14 protein-coding genes are annotated in these 16177 nt (G+C 72.0%); 8 read left to right on the top strand and 6 right to left on the bottom strand.

Features of this window, described 5'->3' with window-relative positions; genetic code table 11:
* Positions 1–15 precede the first annotated feature (15 nt).
* Complete coding sequence (locus ACWD1U_RS08305) at positions 16–741, top strand: ABC transporter ATP-binding protein (RefSeq protein ID WP_451105562.1); 726 nt, start codon at positions 16–18, stop codon at positions 739–741.
* On the top strand, positions 735–3185 hold the full coding sequence (locus ACWD1U_RS08300) for an ABC transporter permease (protein WP_451105560.1): 2451 nt from the start codon (positions 735–737) through the stop codon (positions 3183–3185). Before ACWD1U_RS08305 ends, ACWD1U_RS08300 begins: the two co-directional genes overlap by 7 nt.
* Before the next feature lie 277 nt (positions 3186–3462).
* Here the strand turns inward: ACWD1U_RS08300 and ACWD1U_RS08295 are convergent, their stop codons facing one another.
* Complete coding sequence (locus ACWD1U_RS08295; RefSeq protein WP_451105558.1) at positions 3463–4122, bottom strand: response regulator; 660 nt, start codon at positions 4120–4122, stop codon at positions 3463–3465.
* Entirely contained in the window at positions 4119–5315 is a 1197-nt protein-coding gene (locus ACWD1U_RS08290; RefSeq protein ID WP_451105556.1) for a sensor histidine kinase, read from the bottom strand. The genes ACWD1U_RS08295 and ACWD1U_RS08290 overlap by 4 nt, the downstream gene beginning before the upstream one ends.
* A 162-nt stretch (positions 5316–5477) precedes the next feature.
* Here ACWD1U_RS08290 and ACWD1U_RS08285 point away from each other — a divergent pair, with 162 nt between their 5' ends.
* Positions 5478–6263, top strand: a complete 786-nt coding sequence (locus ACWD1U_RS08285) for an ABC transporter ATP-binding protein (RefSeq protein WP_451105554.1) — start codon at positions 5478–5480, stop codon at positions 6261–6263.
* The gene (locus ACWD1U_RS08280; protein ID WP_451105552.1) at positions 6260–8269 is read left to right on the top strand and encodes an FtsX-like permease family protein; all 2010 of its coding nucleotides are present in this window, start codon (positions 6260–6262) and stop codon (positions 8267–8269) included. The genes ACWD1U_RS08285 and ACWD1U_RS08280 overlap by 4 nt, the downstream gene beginning before the upstream one ends.
* A gap of 281 nt (positions 8270–8550) precedes the next feature.
* Here the strand turns inward: ACWD1U_RS08280 and ACWD1U_RS08275 are convergent, their stop codons facing one another.
* Positions 8551–10131, bottom strand: coding sequence for an alpha/beta hydrolase (locus tag ACWD1U_RS08275; RefSeq protein WP_451105550.1), 1581 nt, complete (start codon positions 10129–10131; stop codon positions 8551–8553).
* A gap of 470 nt (positions 10132–10601) precedes the next feature.
* Here ACWD1U_RS08275 and ACWD1U_RS08270 point away from each other — a divergent pair, with 470 nt between their 5' ends.
* Entirely contained in the window at positions 10602–11108 is a 507-nt protein-coding gene (locus tag ACWD1U_RS08270) for a hypothetical protein (RefSeq protein ID WP_451105548.1), read from the top strand.
* Positions 11109–11142: 34 nt separating this feature from the next.
* Positions 11143–11508 carry a hypothetical protein gene (locus ACWD1U_RS08265; protein WP_451105546.1) on the top strand — a complete coding sequence of 122 codons (366 nt, stop codon included), beginning with the start codon at positions 11143–11145 and terminating at the stop codon, positions 11506–11508.
* 396 nt (positions 11509–11904) lie between these two features.
* Here ACWD1U_RS08265 and ACWD1U_RS08260 read toward each other — a convergent pair whose 3' ends face one another.
* Complete coding sequence (locus ACWD1U_RS08260; protein ID WP_451105544.1) at positions 11905–13002, bottom strand: DUF7847 domain-containing protein; 1098 nt, start codon at positions 13000–13002, stop codon at positions 11905–11907.
* Between the two features lie 409 nt (positions 13003–13411).
* Positions 13412–13873, bottom strand: a complete 462-nt coding sequence (locus ACWD1U_RS08255) for a GbsR/MarR family transcriptional regulator (RefSeq protein ID WP_451105542.1) — start codon at positions 13871–13873, stop codon at positions 13412–13414.
* An 84-nt stretch (positions 13874–13957) separates the two neighbouring features.
* Here ACWD1U_RS08255 and ACWD1U_RS08250 point away from each other — a divergent pair, with 84 nt between their 5' ends.
* Positions 13958–14884, top strand: coding sequence for an ABC transporter ATP-binding protein (locus ACWD1U_RS08250; protein ID WP_451105540.1), 927 nt, complete (start codon positions 13958–13960; stop codon positions 14882–14884).
* Positions 14885–14942: 58 nt separating this feature from the next.
* On the top strand, positions 14943–15731 hold the full coding sequence (locus ACWD1U_RS08245; protein ID WP_451105538.1) for an ABC transporter permease subunit: 789 nt from the start codon (positions 14943–14945) through the stop codon (positions 15729–15731).
* Between the two features lie 176 nt (positions 15732–15907).
* On the opposite strand, the gene ACWD1U_RS08240 is transcribed toward ACWD1U_RS08245, so the two are convergent.
* Positions 15908–16054: a hypothetical protein gene (locus ACWD1U_RS08240; protein ID WP_451105536.1), complete on the bottom strand. Its 147-nt coding sequence runs from the start codon at positions 16052–16054 to the stop codon at positions 15908–15910.
* Positions 16055–16177 lie beyond the last annotated feature (123 nt).

Genomic DNA, 16177 nt, shown 5'->3' with positions numbered 1-16177 from the left:
CTAGAGGTGGGGCAGATGACGAACGACGCCGTCCGGCTGGACTCGGTCACCAGGAGGTACGGCCCCGTGACCGCACTCGACGGGGTCTGCCTGGCGTTCCCCGCCGGGACCTTCACCGCCGTCATGGGCCCCTCCGGCTCCGGCAAGTCCACACTGCTCCAGTGCGCCGCCGGTCTGGACCGGGCCACCTCCGGGTCGGTCACCGTGGGCGGCACCGAGCTGACCGGGCTGAGCGAACGGCGGCTGACCCTGCTGCGCCGCGAGCGCGTCGGGTTCGTCTTCCAGGCGTTCAACCTGCTGCCCTCCCTGACCGCCGAGCAGAACGTGGCCCTGCCCCTGCGCCTGTCCGGCCGCCGGGTGCCGAAGGCCCGGGTGCGCCAAGCACTCCGGCAGGTCGGCCTCGCCGAACGGGCCCGGCACAGACCGGGGCAGCTGTCCGGCGGTCAGCAGCAGCGCGTCGCCCTGGCCCGGGCCCTGATCACCCGCCCCGACGTGCTGTTCGGTGACGAGCCGACCGGAGCCCTGGACACGCGGACCGGACGCGAGGTGCTGGGGCTGCTGCGCGGCATGGTCGACCGCGAGGGTCAGACGGTCGTCATGGTCACGCACGACCCGGTCGCCGCCTCGTACGCGGACCGCGTGGTCTTCCTCGTCGACGGGCGGGTGAACGGGGAGTTGTCCGGGGCGAGCGCCGACGCCGTCGCCGCGCGCATGACCCGGCTGGAGGCAGTGCCGTGCTGAGCGTCGCCCTGCGCACCCTGCGCACCCGCTGGGCAGTCTTCACCGGCAGCTTCGTCGCGCTCTCGCTGGGCGTGGCACTCCTCACCGTGATGGGCCTGACCCTGGCCTCGTCGGCCACCGCCCCCGAGCGTGATCCGGAACGCTTCGCGGCCGCGCCGGTCGTCGTCAAGGGGCCGGACTCGCTGCGCGTACCGACCCCGATCGGCGACCGCGTGAGCCCGCTCGCCCACCCGCGACCGGTGCCCGCCACGACCGTCGCGGAGTTGAGGAAGCTGGGCACGGTCGTGGCCGACCGGTCCTTCCCGGTGCACGCCGAGGGCGGGCCCGCCGGCCTGGTGGGCCACCCCTGGTCCACCGCCGCGTTCGCTCCGTACGACCTCGCCGCCGGGCGGGCGCCCCGTACGGCCGGCGAGGTGGCCGTCACCGGCGACTGGGCGCGGCCCGGCCGGTGGCTGCGCACCGACCGGGGCACCGTGCGCGTCACCGGCACCCTGGCCTCACGCGGTTTCGAGGACGCCGTGTTCTTCACGGATGCCCGTGCCGCGCAACTCTCCCCGGTGAGCACCCAGTTGGTCGTGGACGCCGGTCCTGCGGCCGTACGGGAGGCGGTCGGTGACAGCGCGCGGGTCCTCACCGGCGACGCGCGCCGCCTCGCCGACGCCGCTCCCGGCCGGGATGACGAGGCGCTCACCGCGATGAACGCCCTGTTCGGCACGGCCGGCGGCGTCACCGCCTTCGTGTCGGTGTTCGTCGTGGCGTCGACCTTCGCCTTCGCAGTCGCCCAGCGACGCCGGGAGTTCGCCCTGCTGCGCGCCGCCGGGGCGACCCCGGGCCAAGTCCGCCGGACGGTCCTCGCCGAGGCCCTGGCCGTCGGCGCGCTCGCCTCGGCCGCCGGGTGTGTCCTCGGCTCCCTCGGGGCGCCGCTGCTGGCCGAGTGGGTGGTCGACGGCGGTCTCGCCCCGGCCTGGTTCACCATCGGCGACCACGCCTGGCCGTACCACGCGGCCTTCTGGACCGGTCTGCTCGTCGCGCTGTGCGGAGCGGCCGCCGCCTCCTGGCGGGCCGGCCGTACCGGCCCCACGGAGGCGCTGCGCGAGGCGTCCGCGGACAGCGGCCCGATCACCCGGGGCCGGCTGCTGAGCGGTACGGCCCTGCTGCTGACGGCCGCCGTGACCCTGCTCCTCGCCCTGGCCGACGACCCGGGCGACCTGCTGCACCGCAAGACCTACATCATCCGCCCGCTGCTACTGATCACCGCGGCCGCTCTGCTCGCGCCGCTCGTGCTGCGCCCTCTGACCCGGCTGCTGACCTGGCTGCCCGCGCTGCTGCCGGGCGCCGGCGGCATGCTGGTCCGCGAGAACGCCGCCGCCGGGGTACGCCGTACCGCCGCGCTCGCGGCCCCCGTCCTCGTCACGGTAGCCCTCGCGGGCTCGCTGCTCGGCGCCACCGCGACCCTGAACCGGGCGAAGGCCGCCGAGACGAGCGAGCGCACCACCGCCGCCTTCGTCGTGACCCCGGCGGCCGGCGCGGGTTTCGACGACGCCACCCTGCGCCGGCTGCGGGCGGTGCCGGGCACGGTGGTGTCGCCGACGTCCTCGACGGCCGTCCACGTCCTGGAGGACGGCGTGGCTCTCGTCAGGTCCGAGGCACGCGCGGCGGCCCCCGGGGCCCTGGCGGCCACCACGCGCCTGCCGCTGGCCGCCGGGAAGGTGAGCGGCCTCGACGACGGCTCGATCATCGTCAACGAGGAGTGGCCGCGGCACCGGGTGGGCGAGCGGGTGCGGGTGTGGCTCGGCGACGGGACGCCGCGGACCCTTCGGATCGCCGCGGTGATGAACAAGGGCACCGGCGGCAACGGCGTCTACGTCACCCCGCGCAACGCCCCGGGCTCCACGGTCGACCGGGTGGACGTGTCCCTGGCCGGCGGCGCGGACCCGCGTGCCGTGGCCGCCGCCCTGCGCGACGTCGCCGGCGCGCGGCACGGCCGGGTCCTCCCTCGGGACCAGTGGATCCGGGCCACCCACCCCGAGACGAACCGCACGACCCGCCTCGGCCTTCTGCTCGTGCTCGGCATCGCGCTGCTCTACACGGGCATCTCCGTGGCCAACACGATGGTCATGGCGACGTCCGACCGGACCCGCGACCTGGCCGTGCTGCGGCTGGCCGGAGCCACCCGGTGGCAGGTGCTGTGGCTGACCGGCGCCGAGGCCCTGACGGTCGTGACGGCAGGTGCGCTCCTCGGTCTCCTGGTCACCGCCGTCAACCTGGCCGGGATGGGGGGCGCGCTCGCCCTGCTGTCGGTGCGGCCCGCCCTCGTGTTCCCGTGGCAGGCCCTCGGCACGACGGTGACGGCCTGCGCCGTGCTCGCCGTGGTCTCGGCGGCCACCCCCGCCGCCCTCGCCCTGCGGCGCCGGGCGGTGGAACTGGCGGGCGTACGGGAGTGAGAGGCCGGAACCGGTCCGTCTCACGACGAGACCGATGACCAGGTGGCCGCGCAACGGACCTCCTGCCGACGAACGAGGGCCGCGACTTCCTCGGGGTGCTCGCCGCGCTCGACGCCTGGGGGAGGACTGAGGACCGCCGGCCGGCCGGCGACGTGGGCACCCCGGTGGTGCTGCACCACCCGGCAGGGCGCGCAGGCCGCCGGCGGCGCCTCCGCCGGCGGTGCGCCATGAGCGGAATGCGCTCCGGGCGCACCCTCCGGGCCGATGGAGGCGGTCCCTATCGCTCCCGGACCACGCCGCACTCCCACGCCCAGGCGGCGATCTCGACCCGGTTACGAGCGTCGATCTTCTGCTGGATGTTGGCCAGGTGCGTCTTGACGGTGGACAGTGACAGCACGAGCCGGTCGCAGATCTCCTGGTTGGTGCGGCCCACCGCGACGAGCCGGGCCACGTCCAGCTCGCGCTCGGTCAGCGGGCATGGGGCATCCGGATCGCGCCGCGTGGAGGACAGTTCCTTCAAGAGCCGGACGGTGACGGCGGGGGAGACCAGCGCGTCGCCGCGGGCGGCGGCCCTCACCGCCTCGATCAGCAGGCCGGGCGGGGCGTCCTTGAGCAGGAAGCCGCAGGCCCCGTTGCGCAGCGCGGTGTGCACGTAGTCGTCCTGGTCGAAGGTGGTGATCACGACGACCCGCATCGGTGCGTGAACTCCGGGGCCCGCCAGGGCCCGGGTGACGTCCAGTCCGTCCAGTCTCGGCATCCGGATGTCGACCAGGCACACGTCCGGCCGCAGCCGGCGGGCGAGTTCCACGCAGGCGGCGCCGTCGGCGGCCTCACCGACCACCTCGATGCCGGGCTGGGCGCCGAGGATCAGCCGGAAGCCCATGCGGACCAGCTCCTGGTCGTCCGCGATCAGCACCCGGATCGCCGCGTCGTTCACGCCGGTGATCCTGCCACAGCGGCCAGCACCGGGAAGGCGGCGGTCACCCGCCAGCCGCCGTCGTCGGTGGGGGCCGCGGTCAGCGTGCCCTCCACCGCCTCGACGCGTTCCCGCAGGCCGACCAGGCCGAAGCCGCCGCGCCCGCCGACCGGGGCGGTGTGGCGCGCGGCCGGTGCCGTGTTGTACGCCTCGACCCGCAGCCGGTGCCCGTCCACGTCGACCCGTACGGCGACCACGGCGCCGGGCGCGTGCCGGCGCACGTTGGTCAACGCCTCCTGCACCACGCGGTGCACGGACGTCTCCACCTCGGGGGCGAGCCGCACCTCGCGGGCCGCCGCCGCCACGTGCAACTGGGCGTCCTCTTCGTCTCCGGAGAACGCGGAGACCAGGCGGGCGAGTTCCGCCCACACCTCGCCGGGCCGCACGCCCGCGTGGTCGTCCTCGCGCAGGACCCGCACCAGACGGCGCATCGAGTCCAGCGTCTCCGATCCGGAGCGGGTGATGTTCTCCAGCAGCGGTCCGACCTGTTCCGGTGCGGTGTGCTGGAGGGTCAGCGCGGCATTGGCCTGCACGATGATGCCGGTGACGTGGTGGGCGACGAAGTCGTGCAGGTCGTGGGCGAGTTCCAGGCGCTGGCGCTGGCGTACGGCGGCGATGTCGCGGGCCCGCCGCTCCTCCATCAGCCGTACCCGCGAACCCCAGGCGAGAGCCAGGCCGACGGCGAGCGTCATCAGCAGAGACCCGCTGAGGGCGGACTGGCCGTCGTTCCGGATGTCGTTCGGCAGCAAGCGCTGCGGGATCGCGACGACGGCCACGCTCAGTGCGGCACAAACGGCCACCGCGGTCCTCGAGCCCGGTACCGCCCACACCGCGCGGGACAGCAGCACCAGCAGAGCGACGCTCTCCAGCGCCCCGAACGTACGGGCGATGTCCGGGCCCGCCCACGTGGCGATCACAGCCGTGAGGACCAGCGAGCCGCCCGCGACGAGCACGGCACGTACCGGCACGCTCGGCCGACGAGCGGGCCACAGCAGCGCCATGCATGCGAGCGGGCCGGACACCATCGGCAGCAAGCTCGGCCAGCGGTAGTCGGGCGCCCCCTTGGCGAACACGTCGAACAGCCCCATCAGGCCGAGGATGATCCAGCCGACGGCGGTCAGCGCCCGGCGGAGCAGCGGATTCTCGGAGTACACGCCCGGAAGGATACGGAAGCGGCGATTCCCCGCGGACTCGGCCGAACGGCCGATGTCCGGCCGCCACAACCGGCCGTCCGGCCGAGCCCGCCGGGAACCGTGCGCCCCGATCGTGGACGGCATGCACCTGATGATCACCGTCCCCGCCGGGGAGACCGCCCGATGAACACCCCCTCCGCCGTCCTGACCGGCACCGGCCTGTTCAAGTCCTACGGCATGGCCCGCGCCCTGGCCGGCGTCGACATCGACGTGACGGCCGGCGAGTCGCTGGCCGTCATGGGCCCGTCCGGCTCCGGCAAATCCACCCTGCTGCACTGCCTGGCCGGGATCGAACGACCCGACTCCGGTGAGGTCCTGCTGGACGGCGAGCGAAGCGAGATGGGGGTCCCCCCGGACGAAGTCTGGGGGAGGATCGACCAGCTCCGCGAACCGGCCCGCAGCGAGCTGCGCCGCACCGCGTTCGGCTTCGTCTTCCAGTCCGGCCAGCTGCTGCCGGAACTGCCCGCCGAGGAGAACGTGGCCCTGCCGCTGATGCTCGGCGGCACGGCGCGCCGGGAGGCCGTCGAGCAGGCCCGCCAGTGGTTCGGGCCGCTGGGCCTTCAGGGCCTGGAGAGCCGGCGTCCCGGGCAGCTGTCCGGGGGCCAGGCGCAGCGGGTGGCCATCGCCCGGGCCCTGGTCGGCCGTCCGAAGGTGATCTTCGCGGACGAGCCGACCGGCGCGCTGGACCAGGCCACCGGCATGGACGTGATCCACCTGCTGGTGGAGGTCAGCCGCGACCAGGGCGCCGCCCTGGTCGTCGTCACCCACGACGCGAACGTGGCCCGCTGGTGCGACCGCACGGTGCAGGTCCGCGACGGCCGGCTGACCGGGGACCGGGCCGAGACGGAGACCGGAACCCAGGCCGGGACGGAGACCGGCGCCGAGGCGAAGGCGGGGTACCGGCCATGAGGGCACCGGACCGCACCACCTGGGCGCTGACCTGGCGGCTCACCCGGGCCGGCGGCCGCACCGGCCTGCTCGCCACCGGGCTCGCGGTCGCGGCGGCGGCCGTGTCCACCGCACTGCTGCTGCTGTGCGTCGCGATGAACCTGGGCTTCCAGCACCGCTCGGACCGCACCGACTGGCGCAACCCGGTGGAGTCCTCCCGTCCGGTGGCCGTCGAGGCGGTCGGCACGACGTTCAGCCGGGGAGTGCCCGTCACCGTCGTGGACGTCGCGCGGCTGCCCGGGCGCACCGCCCCCGCCCCGCCCGGCCTCGACCGCTTCCCCGCCCCGGGCGAACTGTGGGTCTCCCCGGCGCTCGGCGCCCTGCTCGACCGGCTGCCCGCCGACCGCCACCCCGTCCCCGGCACACCCACCGGAACGCTGGGCCGCGCGGCGCTGGCGCACCCCGGCGAACTCGTCGCGGTGGTCGGACACCGCTCCACCGACCCGGCGGTCACCGCCCCCCGCGCGCCCGATCCGCGCCGGGTCGGCGACATCGCCTCCCCCACCCGCGTCGCGTCCTTCACCGGCGCACAGCTCGCGGACGGCACGGGCAGGATGTACGAGTTCCTGGCCCGGCTCGCCACCGTCCTCGTCATCGTTCCGCTGCTGGTGCTGGGGGCCTCGGCCGCCCGGCTGTCGGTCTCCCGCCGCGACCAGCGGCTGGCCGCACTGCGCCTGATCGGCGCCACGCCGGGCCGTATCGCCGGGCTGACGGCCGCCGAGGCGCTGCTGACCGGGACGGCCGGGGCGCTGCTCGGCGCCGTGGGGTACGCCGTGCTGCTGCCGGTGGCGGCGAGTCTGCCGCTCGCGGGCGGCGCCTGGTACACGGCCGACCTGTGGATCGGCGCACTGCCGCTGCTCGCGGTGACGGCAGGGGTGGTCGCGCTGGTCGTGGTCAGCGCGCTCGCGGGACTCCGTCAGGTGGTCGTCGGCCCGTTGGGTGTGGCACGCCGCTCGCGCAGCCGGGGAGCGAGCGCCGTACGAGCGGTCGTCTTCGTGGCCGTCGTCGCCGGATACGGCTGGATCACCAAGAAGTACGGCAGCGACGACTCCATGGCGCTGTACGCGTTCGCCGCGGTCTTCCTGGCGCTGGCCGTGATCGGGCCCTGGGTGGTCCGGCTGCTCGGCAGGATCGTCACCGCCCGGGCCAAGCGGCCGGCGACGCTGCTGGCCGGGCGCCGGCTGCTCGACGATCCGAAGGCCGCCTGGCGGATCGTCTCCGGGCTCACCCTGGCCGGGTTCGTCGCCGGGTTCTTCGCCCTGCTCACCCTGGACGCCGCTCCCCCGTGGGGAGGACGGCCCGACCAGCTCGCCATCGCCGTCCCGGTCAACAAGGTGACGCAGGTGCGCACGCTGGCCGAACAGCGCCTGCACGCCGCCGGGGTGACCGCGGTGATCGGCGTGGACGACGGCTTCGTGGCCCAGGCCCCCTACGACAGCCGCCAGGTCACCGCCACCGTGTCCGGCGGCCCGGCCGAGCTGGACCGCGCCCGTACCGCGCTCACCGGCCTGACGCCCGACCAGTACCCGGTCACCGGCACCGACGTGAACTGGTCCGAGGCCCGGTTCACCCGGGACTTCACCACCATCACCCGAGTGGTGCTCGTGGTGACGTTCACGGTCGCCATCACCTCGGCCGGGATCACCGCGGCCGCCGCCGTCCTGGACCGCCGCCGCACCTACGGCCTGCTGCACCTGGCCGGGACCCCCTTGCGGGTCCTGGACGCCGCCCGGAACCGGGAGACGCTGATCCCGGTCACGGTGCTGGCGGGTGGGGCTGTCGCGACGGGGCTGCTGTGCGGGGGATCGCTGACGCTGGCCGGCGGCGACTCGTCCTTCGACGCACGCGGCCTGATCGTTCTCGCGGTCTGCTGCGCCGCCGGGTTCGCCGGAATCCTGGCGGCCGGCGGGCTGAGCCGTCCCCTGCTGCGCTCGGTCACCCGGCAGGCGGGGGCGCGGGGCGAGTGACACCGCGGGGGCCGGGTAGAACCGGCCCTGCCGGAGCCGCCTGCGGGAGAGCTCACTGCCGTTCCCCGCTGGACCCCGACCGGCCACCTGGTGCCAACGGCACAGATCAATCCGAACCCGGCTCTGACAGCATGACGAGGGACAGGCCCCGTCCGTGAGTTGGCTCACGCGTCGGGGCCTGTCGTACGGCGTGACCAGGCTGTGTGATGTCTCACGACGAACCCGGTGGGGCCGGCTGGTGGCCTCCCGCAGGCGGCCGGCCTCCCAGGGACTCCTGGCGATCAGAAGCGGCTGACCATCCCCGGGATGCCCGGAGGTGTCGGGAGCGGCAGCCGGTTGGGGGCGTCGCGTTCGTCTGCGGCCGGTGCGGCCTCGCAGGTCATGTCCTTCGTGGGGAGCTTGCCGGTGGTCAGGTAGGTGGTGGCCGTCTTGTCGGCGCACGACTTGGTGCCGTAGATGCCGTGTCCGACACCTCCGGCGACCGTGACCATCCTCGAGCCCTTCATGGCGCGGCGCAGGCCCTGGCCGCTGGTCAGCGGCGTCTGGGAATCCCACTCGTTCTGGAGGATCAGCGCGCGCACCTTGTTATCGATCCTGGTGGCGGGCTCGCTGCCGTTCTTCTTCCAGAAGGCGCACGGCTTGATGTGCGAGGCGAAGTCGCCGTACAGCGGGTACCTGGCCTTGTCCCGGATCGCGTCCTTGCGGTACTGCTCGGGATCACGCGGCCAGGCGCGGGTGTCGGCGCAGACGACGGCCCAGAAGCCGGCATCGCCGTTGTCCTCGGGTACGGTCCGGCCGAAGGACGGCGGAACCGGCTCGGGTGTCCTGAGTTCCCGATCGGCGGTCGGGCGAGGTCCGGCTGCGGCCTTCTTCAGCTCGGCGACCGCTTCGGCGGCGTCGCGTGTGCTGAAGAACAGGCCCCGGAAGCCGTGGCGGATGTCGTCTCCGGTCAGCAGCGTGCCGTCGAGGTCGATCGGCTTGCGGTCGGCCTGGGCGACCAGGCCGTAGAAGGTCTTGCGGACCGCCTCGGGAGTCCGGCCCAGCTTGTAGGCGGCATGCCGCGCGGCGGTCCACTCGGTCCATCGGGTGAAGGCGGGCTCGGCGCCCTCCGCCCAAACCTGGATCATCCCGCGCCAGACCCGGGCCGGGTCGACGGCGCTGTCGAGCACGAAGCGGTCGGTGCGCTTCGGGAACATCTGCGTGTAGACGGCGCCGAGGTAGGTGCCGTAGGAGTATCCGAGGTAGGAGATCTTCTTCTCGCCGAGCACGGGGCGGATGACGTCCATGTCCCGGGCGGTGTTGCGGGTGGTGATGTGGCGCAGCTTGCCGCCCTGCCTTTTGTCGCATTTCTCGGCGACGGTCCGGGCCCACTTCACGTCCTTGGTGAACGTCCCGGCCTTGTAAGGCCGTTCCCAGTTCCGCTCCTCGGGCGTCAGGCCACAGCCGACGGGTGAGCTCCGGCCGATGCCTCGCGGGTCGAAGCCGACGAGGTCGTACTCGTTCTTCACGGACTTCGGCAGCTCGCCGGCCATGTACTGCGGCATGTCGACGCCCGGCCCGCCCGGGCCACCCGGGTTGAGCAGAAGCACACCGCGCCGTTCCTTCTTGGTGCTCGTCTTCATCCTGGATATCGCGAGGTCGAGCTTCTTGGCGCCCGGTCTGCCGTAGTCGAGCGGCACTTTGATCATGGCGCACTGGAGGGAGGCGGGCAGCGCCGTGTCGCAGCGGTGCCAGACCGGTTTCTGCTGGAGGTAGGGGCGGAGGGGGTTCTCAGCGGCGGATGCCGTGGCGGGGGTCAGCGCGGGGACGAGCGTGGTGACGGCGCTGACCGCCAGGAAGAGGGGTATTCGACTGCTGCGCACGTGCGTTGGGTCCTTGGGTCGATGCGTACGGGACGCACCCACCCTGCCGCGCACGGAATGCGGATTGATCACTCCACGGGGCAGTGTTTCTCCCACCGTGGCCGTACGGGGAGTTGGGGCGGATCGTGCTGGAGTCGGACAACCGCGACTGGCTCATTGCCATCTGCCTCAAGTGGCCTGCTGAAATGCAGTTGAGTGTTGTACGATTCCAAGTGATCCGCAATCCAAGGACTTTCTTCGCTTCCTCGCGATGCCAGTTGTGATTCCACCGGCGTCTTCGACAAGAGGCCTGATTCGAGCGGGACGTTCCGGTCTGTAGTCGTGATCCTTTTCACGCGTCTTCTCTCATGTCGGATCTCCCTCGGGATGTCAGAGTCTCGTCCGTGATCACCTCCATGACCTGCAGGTGAGGACCACGGAACCGTCTCCCCTGACCTGGAGACGGATGAACGACTACTGGGGAATTCAACATGCGTAAGACCACCACGCGCCGCGTCTCTCTGGCCGGAATAGCCGCCGTCACCAGTGCCGCCCTGCTCGCCACCGCGGCTCCCAGCGCCACGGCCGCCGACGACAGCCGGGGAACGGCTCGCGCCGTGGCTGACTCAGCCGCGACGCAATCTCCTGAACTGACCGCGGATCAGCGCCAGTTCATCGAGCAGGAGATGGGTCCGGAGGCGCTGGCCGAGATCGAGAAGGCCATGAGCCGGTCCGGTGGCTTCGCCTTCCCGATCGCCGCGGCGGCCATCGGTGCCGCGGCATGGTGCGCGAAGGGGGCGCTGGCCAGCATTCCCACCTCGGTGCTCAGCGACATCGCGGCGGGCAAGGCGTCCAGCAAGAAGACCTACGTCAGGAATGCCGTCATCGGCTGCCTCGGGGGCGAGATCGGGGGCGTCGTCTGGAAGTTCCTGCCGGGCTGGGTCAAGAACAAGGCCGTCAACATGGTGATCGCCTTCATCATCAAGTACATCCGCTGAAGTTGCCCGGCACCGCGCGAATCCTGGGGCATTCATGGCCTACATCTTCATCTTCGGTTGTTTCCTCCTGCTGGGCGTGGCCAGTTCGCTGGCCGCACGCACCGGGTACCGGGGCAAGGTCTGTGACCGGTCCGACGGGTACGAGGTCCCTGCGGAGGTGAAGTCCGACCCGAGGCTGAGGAAACGGGCGAACGACCTGGTGGCCTTCTGGTGCACCGGGGCCGCGGTGCTCAGCTTCGCCCCGTTGGGGCCGATCGGCACGGTCATCATGAGCGGCGGCGGCCGAACGGTCGGCACCTGGGGACTTGTGGTCCTCGCCCTCTACGGCCTGGCCGTGGTGATCGTGGGTGCCTACCCGTTCGAGAAGATCAAGAGCCTGGGGCGGTCCGCCGAGCGGTGAACACGGCCAGGGCTGCTGCGTCGTGCGGCCGTCCTGAGCGCAACCCCAGCACCGGGCCGGGGCGGCCGACGGACCTGACCCGTGTCGAAGACCGCGATGGTGCCCGTGTGTGCCGTCGGGGAGCTCGGCGGCACCTGTTCGCCGGCGCGGGCCCCACAGGCGGTGGACCGCCACGACGTCATGAGGGCGGATCAGGCCGGTCCACGGTTTGTGGGTGGAGCGCACGCCAGCGCGCGGAGTTGAGCCGCATCACGGACAATGCGGCCCGTGCGGCGGTTCGGTAGCCGGCCCGGAGTCAGCAGCAACAGGGCGGCCCTGTGGTCGGTACCGCTGGGTGCCGGCCGCCCTTCCGTGTGCTTCCTGTCCCCTGTGCCTCCTGGGCTTCCGTGTGCCGGCCTACTGGTGGCCGGCCGCCCGGGCAAGGCTCTCGCCGAGGCCTTCGCGGCGGATGCGCTGGTCGATGTAGAGCAGAGTGCTGACCAGCTGTGTGAAGGCGATGGCGAGCAATTGGACCACCAGCGTGGCGACGACGGTGAGCACCAGATAGGTCCACAGGCCGGGCAGCGCGTCGCCGTACACGTCGGTGAAGAACTCGCCGACGTTGGCGGGCGGTTCCTCGTACGGGCCGTAGGCGTCGTACGAGGGCTGCGGGCCGGTGAACAGCAGCGGGATCTGCACGATCCACCCTCCGACGGCCACCATGCCCCAGGTGAGCAGCAGGATGCCGAACATGCGCCACCAGGCACCGCGGACCAGCCGGAACGAGCGCTTCAGGGCAGTGATCGGGCCGGCCGACTCAAGGACCGCGGCGGCGGGCGCGAACGAGAAGGACACCAACAGCCAGGTCACCAAGGGCAGCATCAGCAGCCCGAGCAAGAACACGAGCCCCGGCGCCATCAGGGGGCTCTCGGCCGTCACCAGCAGGGCGATCAGGCTGATCCAGACCAGGAAGAAGAGGGCGACCGGGATCGCGATCAGCAGATACATGAGGAGTGTGACGCCGAGCACCGACGGTGTACGGGCCCAGGCGCGGCGCCATACCGCACCGAAGGTGGTGCGCCGGCCCAGCACGGCGTGTTCCAGGACCACCGGGCTGACAGCGGAGAGGAACGAGTTCACCAGCAGGGTGAGCAGCATGAGCACCACGTACGCCACCACGACGGAGATCACGATCGGGCCAGCCATGGCCCAGGTCGGTTCGTCGGCGTGGATCAGCACCTGCCAGTCGTCCTCAACGCTGAGGTAGGCCACCGCGAACGCGCCGGCCGTCGCGGCGAAGAGCAGGGCGAGGCCCGCGCCCATCGCGCCGAACAACTGCCGCGCGTACCGCCCCATCGTCGAGAACGCACCGTTGTAGACGGCACCGAGCCCGAGCGGTGCCAGCGGTATCACGCCCGGTCTGGACGGTGGCGGCTGCCAGCCGCCCCAGCCGTAGGGACCGTACGGCCCCTGCGGACCGTTCGACCCCTGTGGTCCCCACCCCTGGTACGCCATGCCGTGTTCCGTTCTTTTGTTCGGAACGGCATACGTTAGCCCGGCGGGGGTCAGCGGGGGAGGTAGGCGGCTTCGGCCAAGGCGGCCGCGAGGCCTTCGCGGCGGATGCGCTCAGCCGGGAAACCTGGAAGTCCGGGACGCCATGCACGAGGTGTTCCTCCAGCTCGCCCACTGCATGACCCTCGCCGGCAAGAACCCAGGATTCTGACAGGACCCGTGAAGCGGGCGGGCAGGCCCCAGCACCCCCCGGCGCGCACAGCACGCCAAGGGCGACGGCGGAACCGGACAGGCCTCCGACGGCACGGAGTACGGCCACCACAGCAAGCCGCCGAAGAAGGCGGCTGCCCAGACGAAGGGGGTCGCCACCGGCTCGGGCACGGGCCTGACGGAGGCGCTGCGCAGCGAAGGACTACACCTGGTAGGTCTTGCGCCAGTTCTCGATCAGTGTGGGCATCTCCCGTGCCATGTAGGCGTAGAAGTTTTGCATCTCGTGCAGACGCCGTGCGGTGGAGGAACCATCCCGCGCGACGTCGATGCCCTCCCGAGCCGCGCCGAGCATCACGTCCAGCATGACGTTCTGCTGGGACATGAGGGTGGCCCAGGCGCCGTCGCGGAAGCGGTAATGGTCGCGGCGACTGCCGGGCGCGGGGACGCGCTCGACGAGTCCGACAGGGATGAGCTGTTTGATCGCGGTGGAGACGGCTCCTGAGCTGATCGACAGCTCCTCGCACAGGTCAGCGGCGGTCATTGTGTCCTGCTCCGTGTAGAGCAGGGCGGTCATCACCCGGGCCGTGGTCTTCTGCATGCCGTTCTGGGCCAGGGTCAGGGCCAGCTTCTCCGCTGCGTGGCGCAGCTGTTCCTTCGCGTCCATGCCTCTCAGGGTAGCGACCATCTTCGAGCGTTCAATATATTCCGAGTATTTACAGATCTCTGAAAGCTCGATACATTCCAAGTCATGGAGAACGCGATCGAGCTCCGTGAGCTCACCAAGACGTACGGCTCCCGTCGCGGCCTGAACGGCCTGTCCCTCGACGTGCGCGTCGGGGAGGTCTTCGGCTGTCTGGGGCCGAACGGCGCAGGGAAATCCACCACGATCCGGCTGCTGCTCGACCTGATCCGCCCCACCTCCGGCCACGCGACGGTCCTCGGTCTGAACCCGCGCGCCGACGGTGTCGAACTGCGCCGCCGCGTCGGCTATCTCGCCGGCGACTTCGTCGTCGACGGACGCCAGAAGGTGCGTGATTGCCTGCGCTTCCTTGCCGATCTGCGCGGCGGCGTGCCTCGGCAGCACATCGACGACCTGGCCGACCGGCTCGGCCTCGACCAGAGCGCACCCATCAAGAAGTTGTCCAAGGGCAACCGGCAGAAGGTCGGGCTGGTGCAGGCCTTCATGCACACCCCGGAGCTGCTGATCCTCGACGAGCCCACCTCCGGACTCGACCCGCTGGTGCAGCAGACGTTCCTGGAGCTGGTCGCGGAGGCCGCCGCGAACGGCCAGACCGTGTTCATGTCCAGCCACATCATGGACGAGGTCGAGGCGGTCGCCGACCGGGTCGGCATCCTCCGGGACGGGCGTGTGGTGGCCCTGGACACCGTGGCCCGGCTGCGGGCCGGAGCGGTCCGCGAGATCGAGATCAGCTTCGCCGAGCCGGTCACCGCCGAGGAATTCGCCCAGCTGCCCGGCGTAAATGACCTCGTGCTCGGCCCGGACGGGACCACCCTGCGCGGACAACTCACCGGCGAGCCCGACGCCCTCGTCAAGGCCGCCGCCAAGCACCACGTCACCGCGCTACGGACCATCGAACCCGCCCTCGACGACCTCTTCCACGCGTACTACGCCGACGCGGAGGCCGCGCCCCGTCCGACCGCCGCGACCGTCTGACCTGCCGCACCATCACCTGCTCAACTGCTCAGATGCCTCACCGAGGAGCCAACCCGCCATGCACGCCACCGTGTTCACCCAGACCCTCCGCGACAGCCGCCGCCCGCTCATCGCCTGGACGATGGGCACGACCCTGGCCGCCGCCATGTACGCGAGCTTCTACCCCCAGATGGCCACCGGCGGGGCCGAGTCCGTCCAGGACTTCCCCGAAGCGATGCGCGAGGCTTTCCACCTCGACGATCTGACCTCGGCCGCCGGATATCTGCAGTCCTCCGTCTTCGGCCTCATCCTGCCGCTGCTCGCCCTCTTCTACGGGGCGGCGACCGGGGCCCGCGCCACGGCGGGAGACGAGGAGACCGGCACCCTCGACCTTCTCCTCGCCCACCCGGTCACCCGGACCCGACTGATCCTGCAGCGGTTCGGAGCCCTGACCGCCGGGGCCTGCGCAATCGCCGCCGCAGTGTGGGTCGCGATGCTCGCCGTCAGGGATAGTGCCGACCTCACCTCCATCAGCCCGGCCGAGTTCCTGGCCCAGTGCCTCAACCTTGCTCTCCTGGCTGTGGCGTTCGGGGCGCTCGCCATGGGCCTCGGCGCCGCCACCGGCCGCCGTGCCGTCGTCTTCACCGCGACCGCAGGCATCGGCGTCCTCACCTACGCCGCGCACACCTTCGCCGACCAGCTGGGCGCCGACTGGGCCGCGTACCTGTCACCGTTCCACTACTACATCGGCGGAGAGCCGCTCAAGCACGGCTTCCAGTGGACCGACGCGGGCATCCTCGCGGCAGCCGCCGCGGTGCTGGTGGCCGCAGGGACGTACCGCTTCAACCACCGCGACATCAACGGCTGACGGGCCGGCGGATCCGCAGAGCCGCCGCACCCACGTGCGGGATAGCCTCCTTGGTCACCGGCCCCGACCAGGCGACGGCGACCGGTCTCATCTGCTGGCGGTGCGGATTCGTGCACCTCTTCGTGAACAGGGACCTCAAGCTCTGTCGCGCGGACAAGTAGCCCCCGGACGGGGCTTCAGCTGAGCTCGGCGAACGCCTCCACCGCGCGGGTCCTGCCGGTGACGACGATGACGTCGCCCTTCTGGACGACCGCCTCGGCGGTGGCGTAGGAGAAGCCCTCTCCGGCGAGCAGCGCTCCTCCGACACCGTGCCACCTGGTCATACTGGAGACGTCCGGCTGTACGACCCGGCTTCCGGCCGGTTCCTGCAGGCCGGTCCCGTCGCGGGCGACAGTTGCAGCAACTGCGACGACGTCTGCGGCGACCCGGTCAACGCCGAGGGCTGG

The sequence above is a fragment of the Streptomyces sp. NPDC002788 genome, from assembly GCF_053592115.1.
The sequence above is the reverse complement of the archived record's forward strand: the minus strand, read 5'-3'. Positions and strand labels throughout refer to the sequence as shown.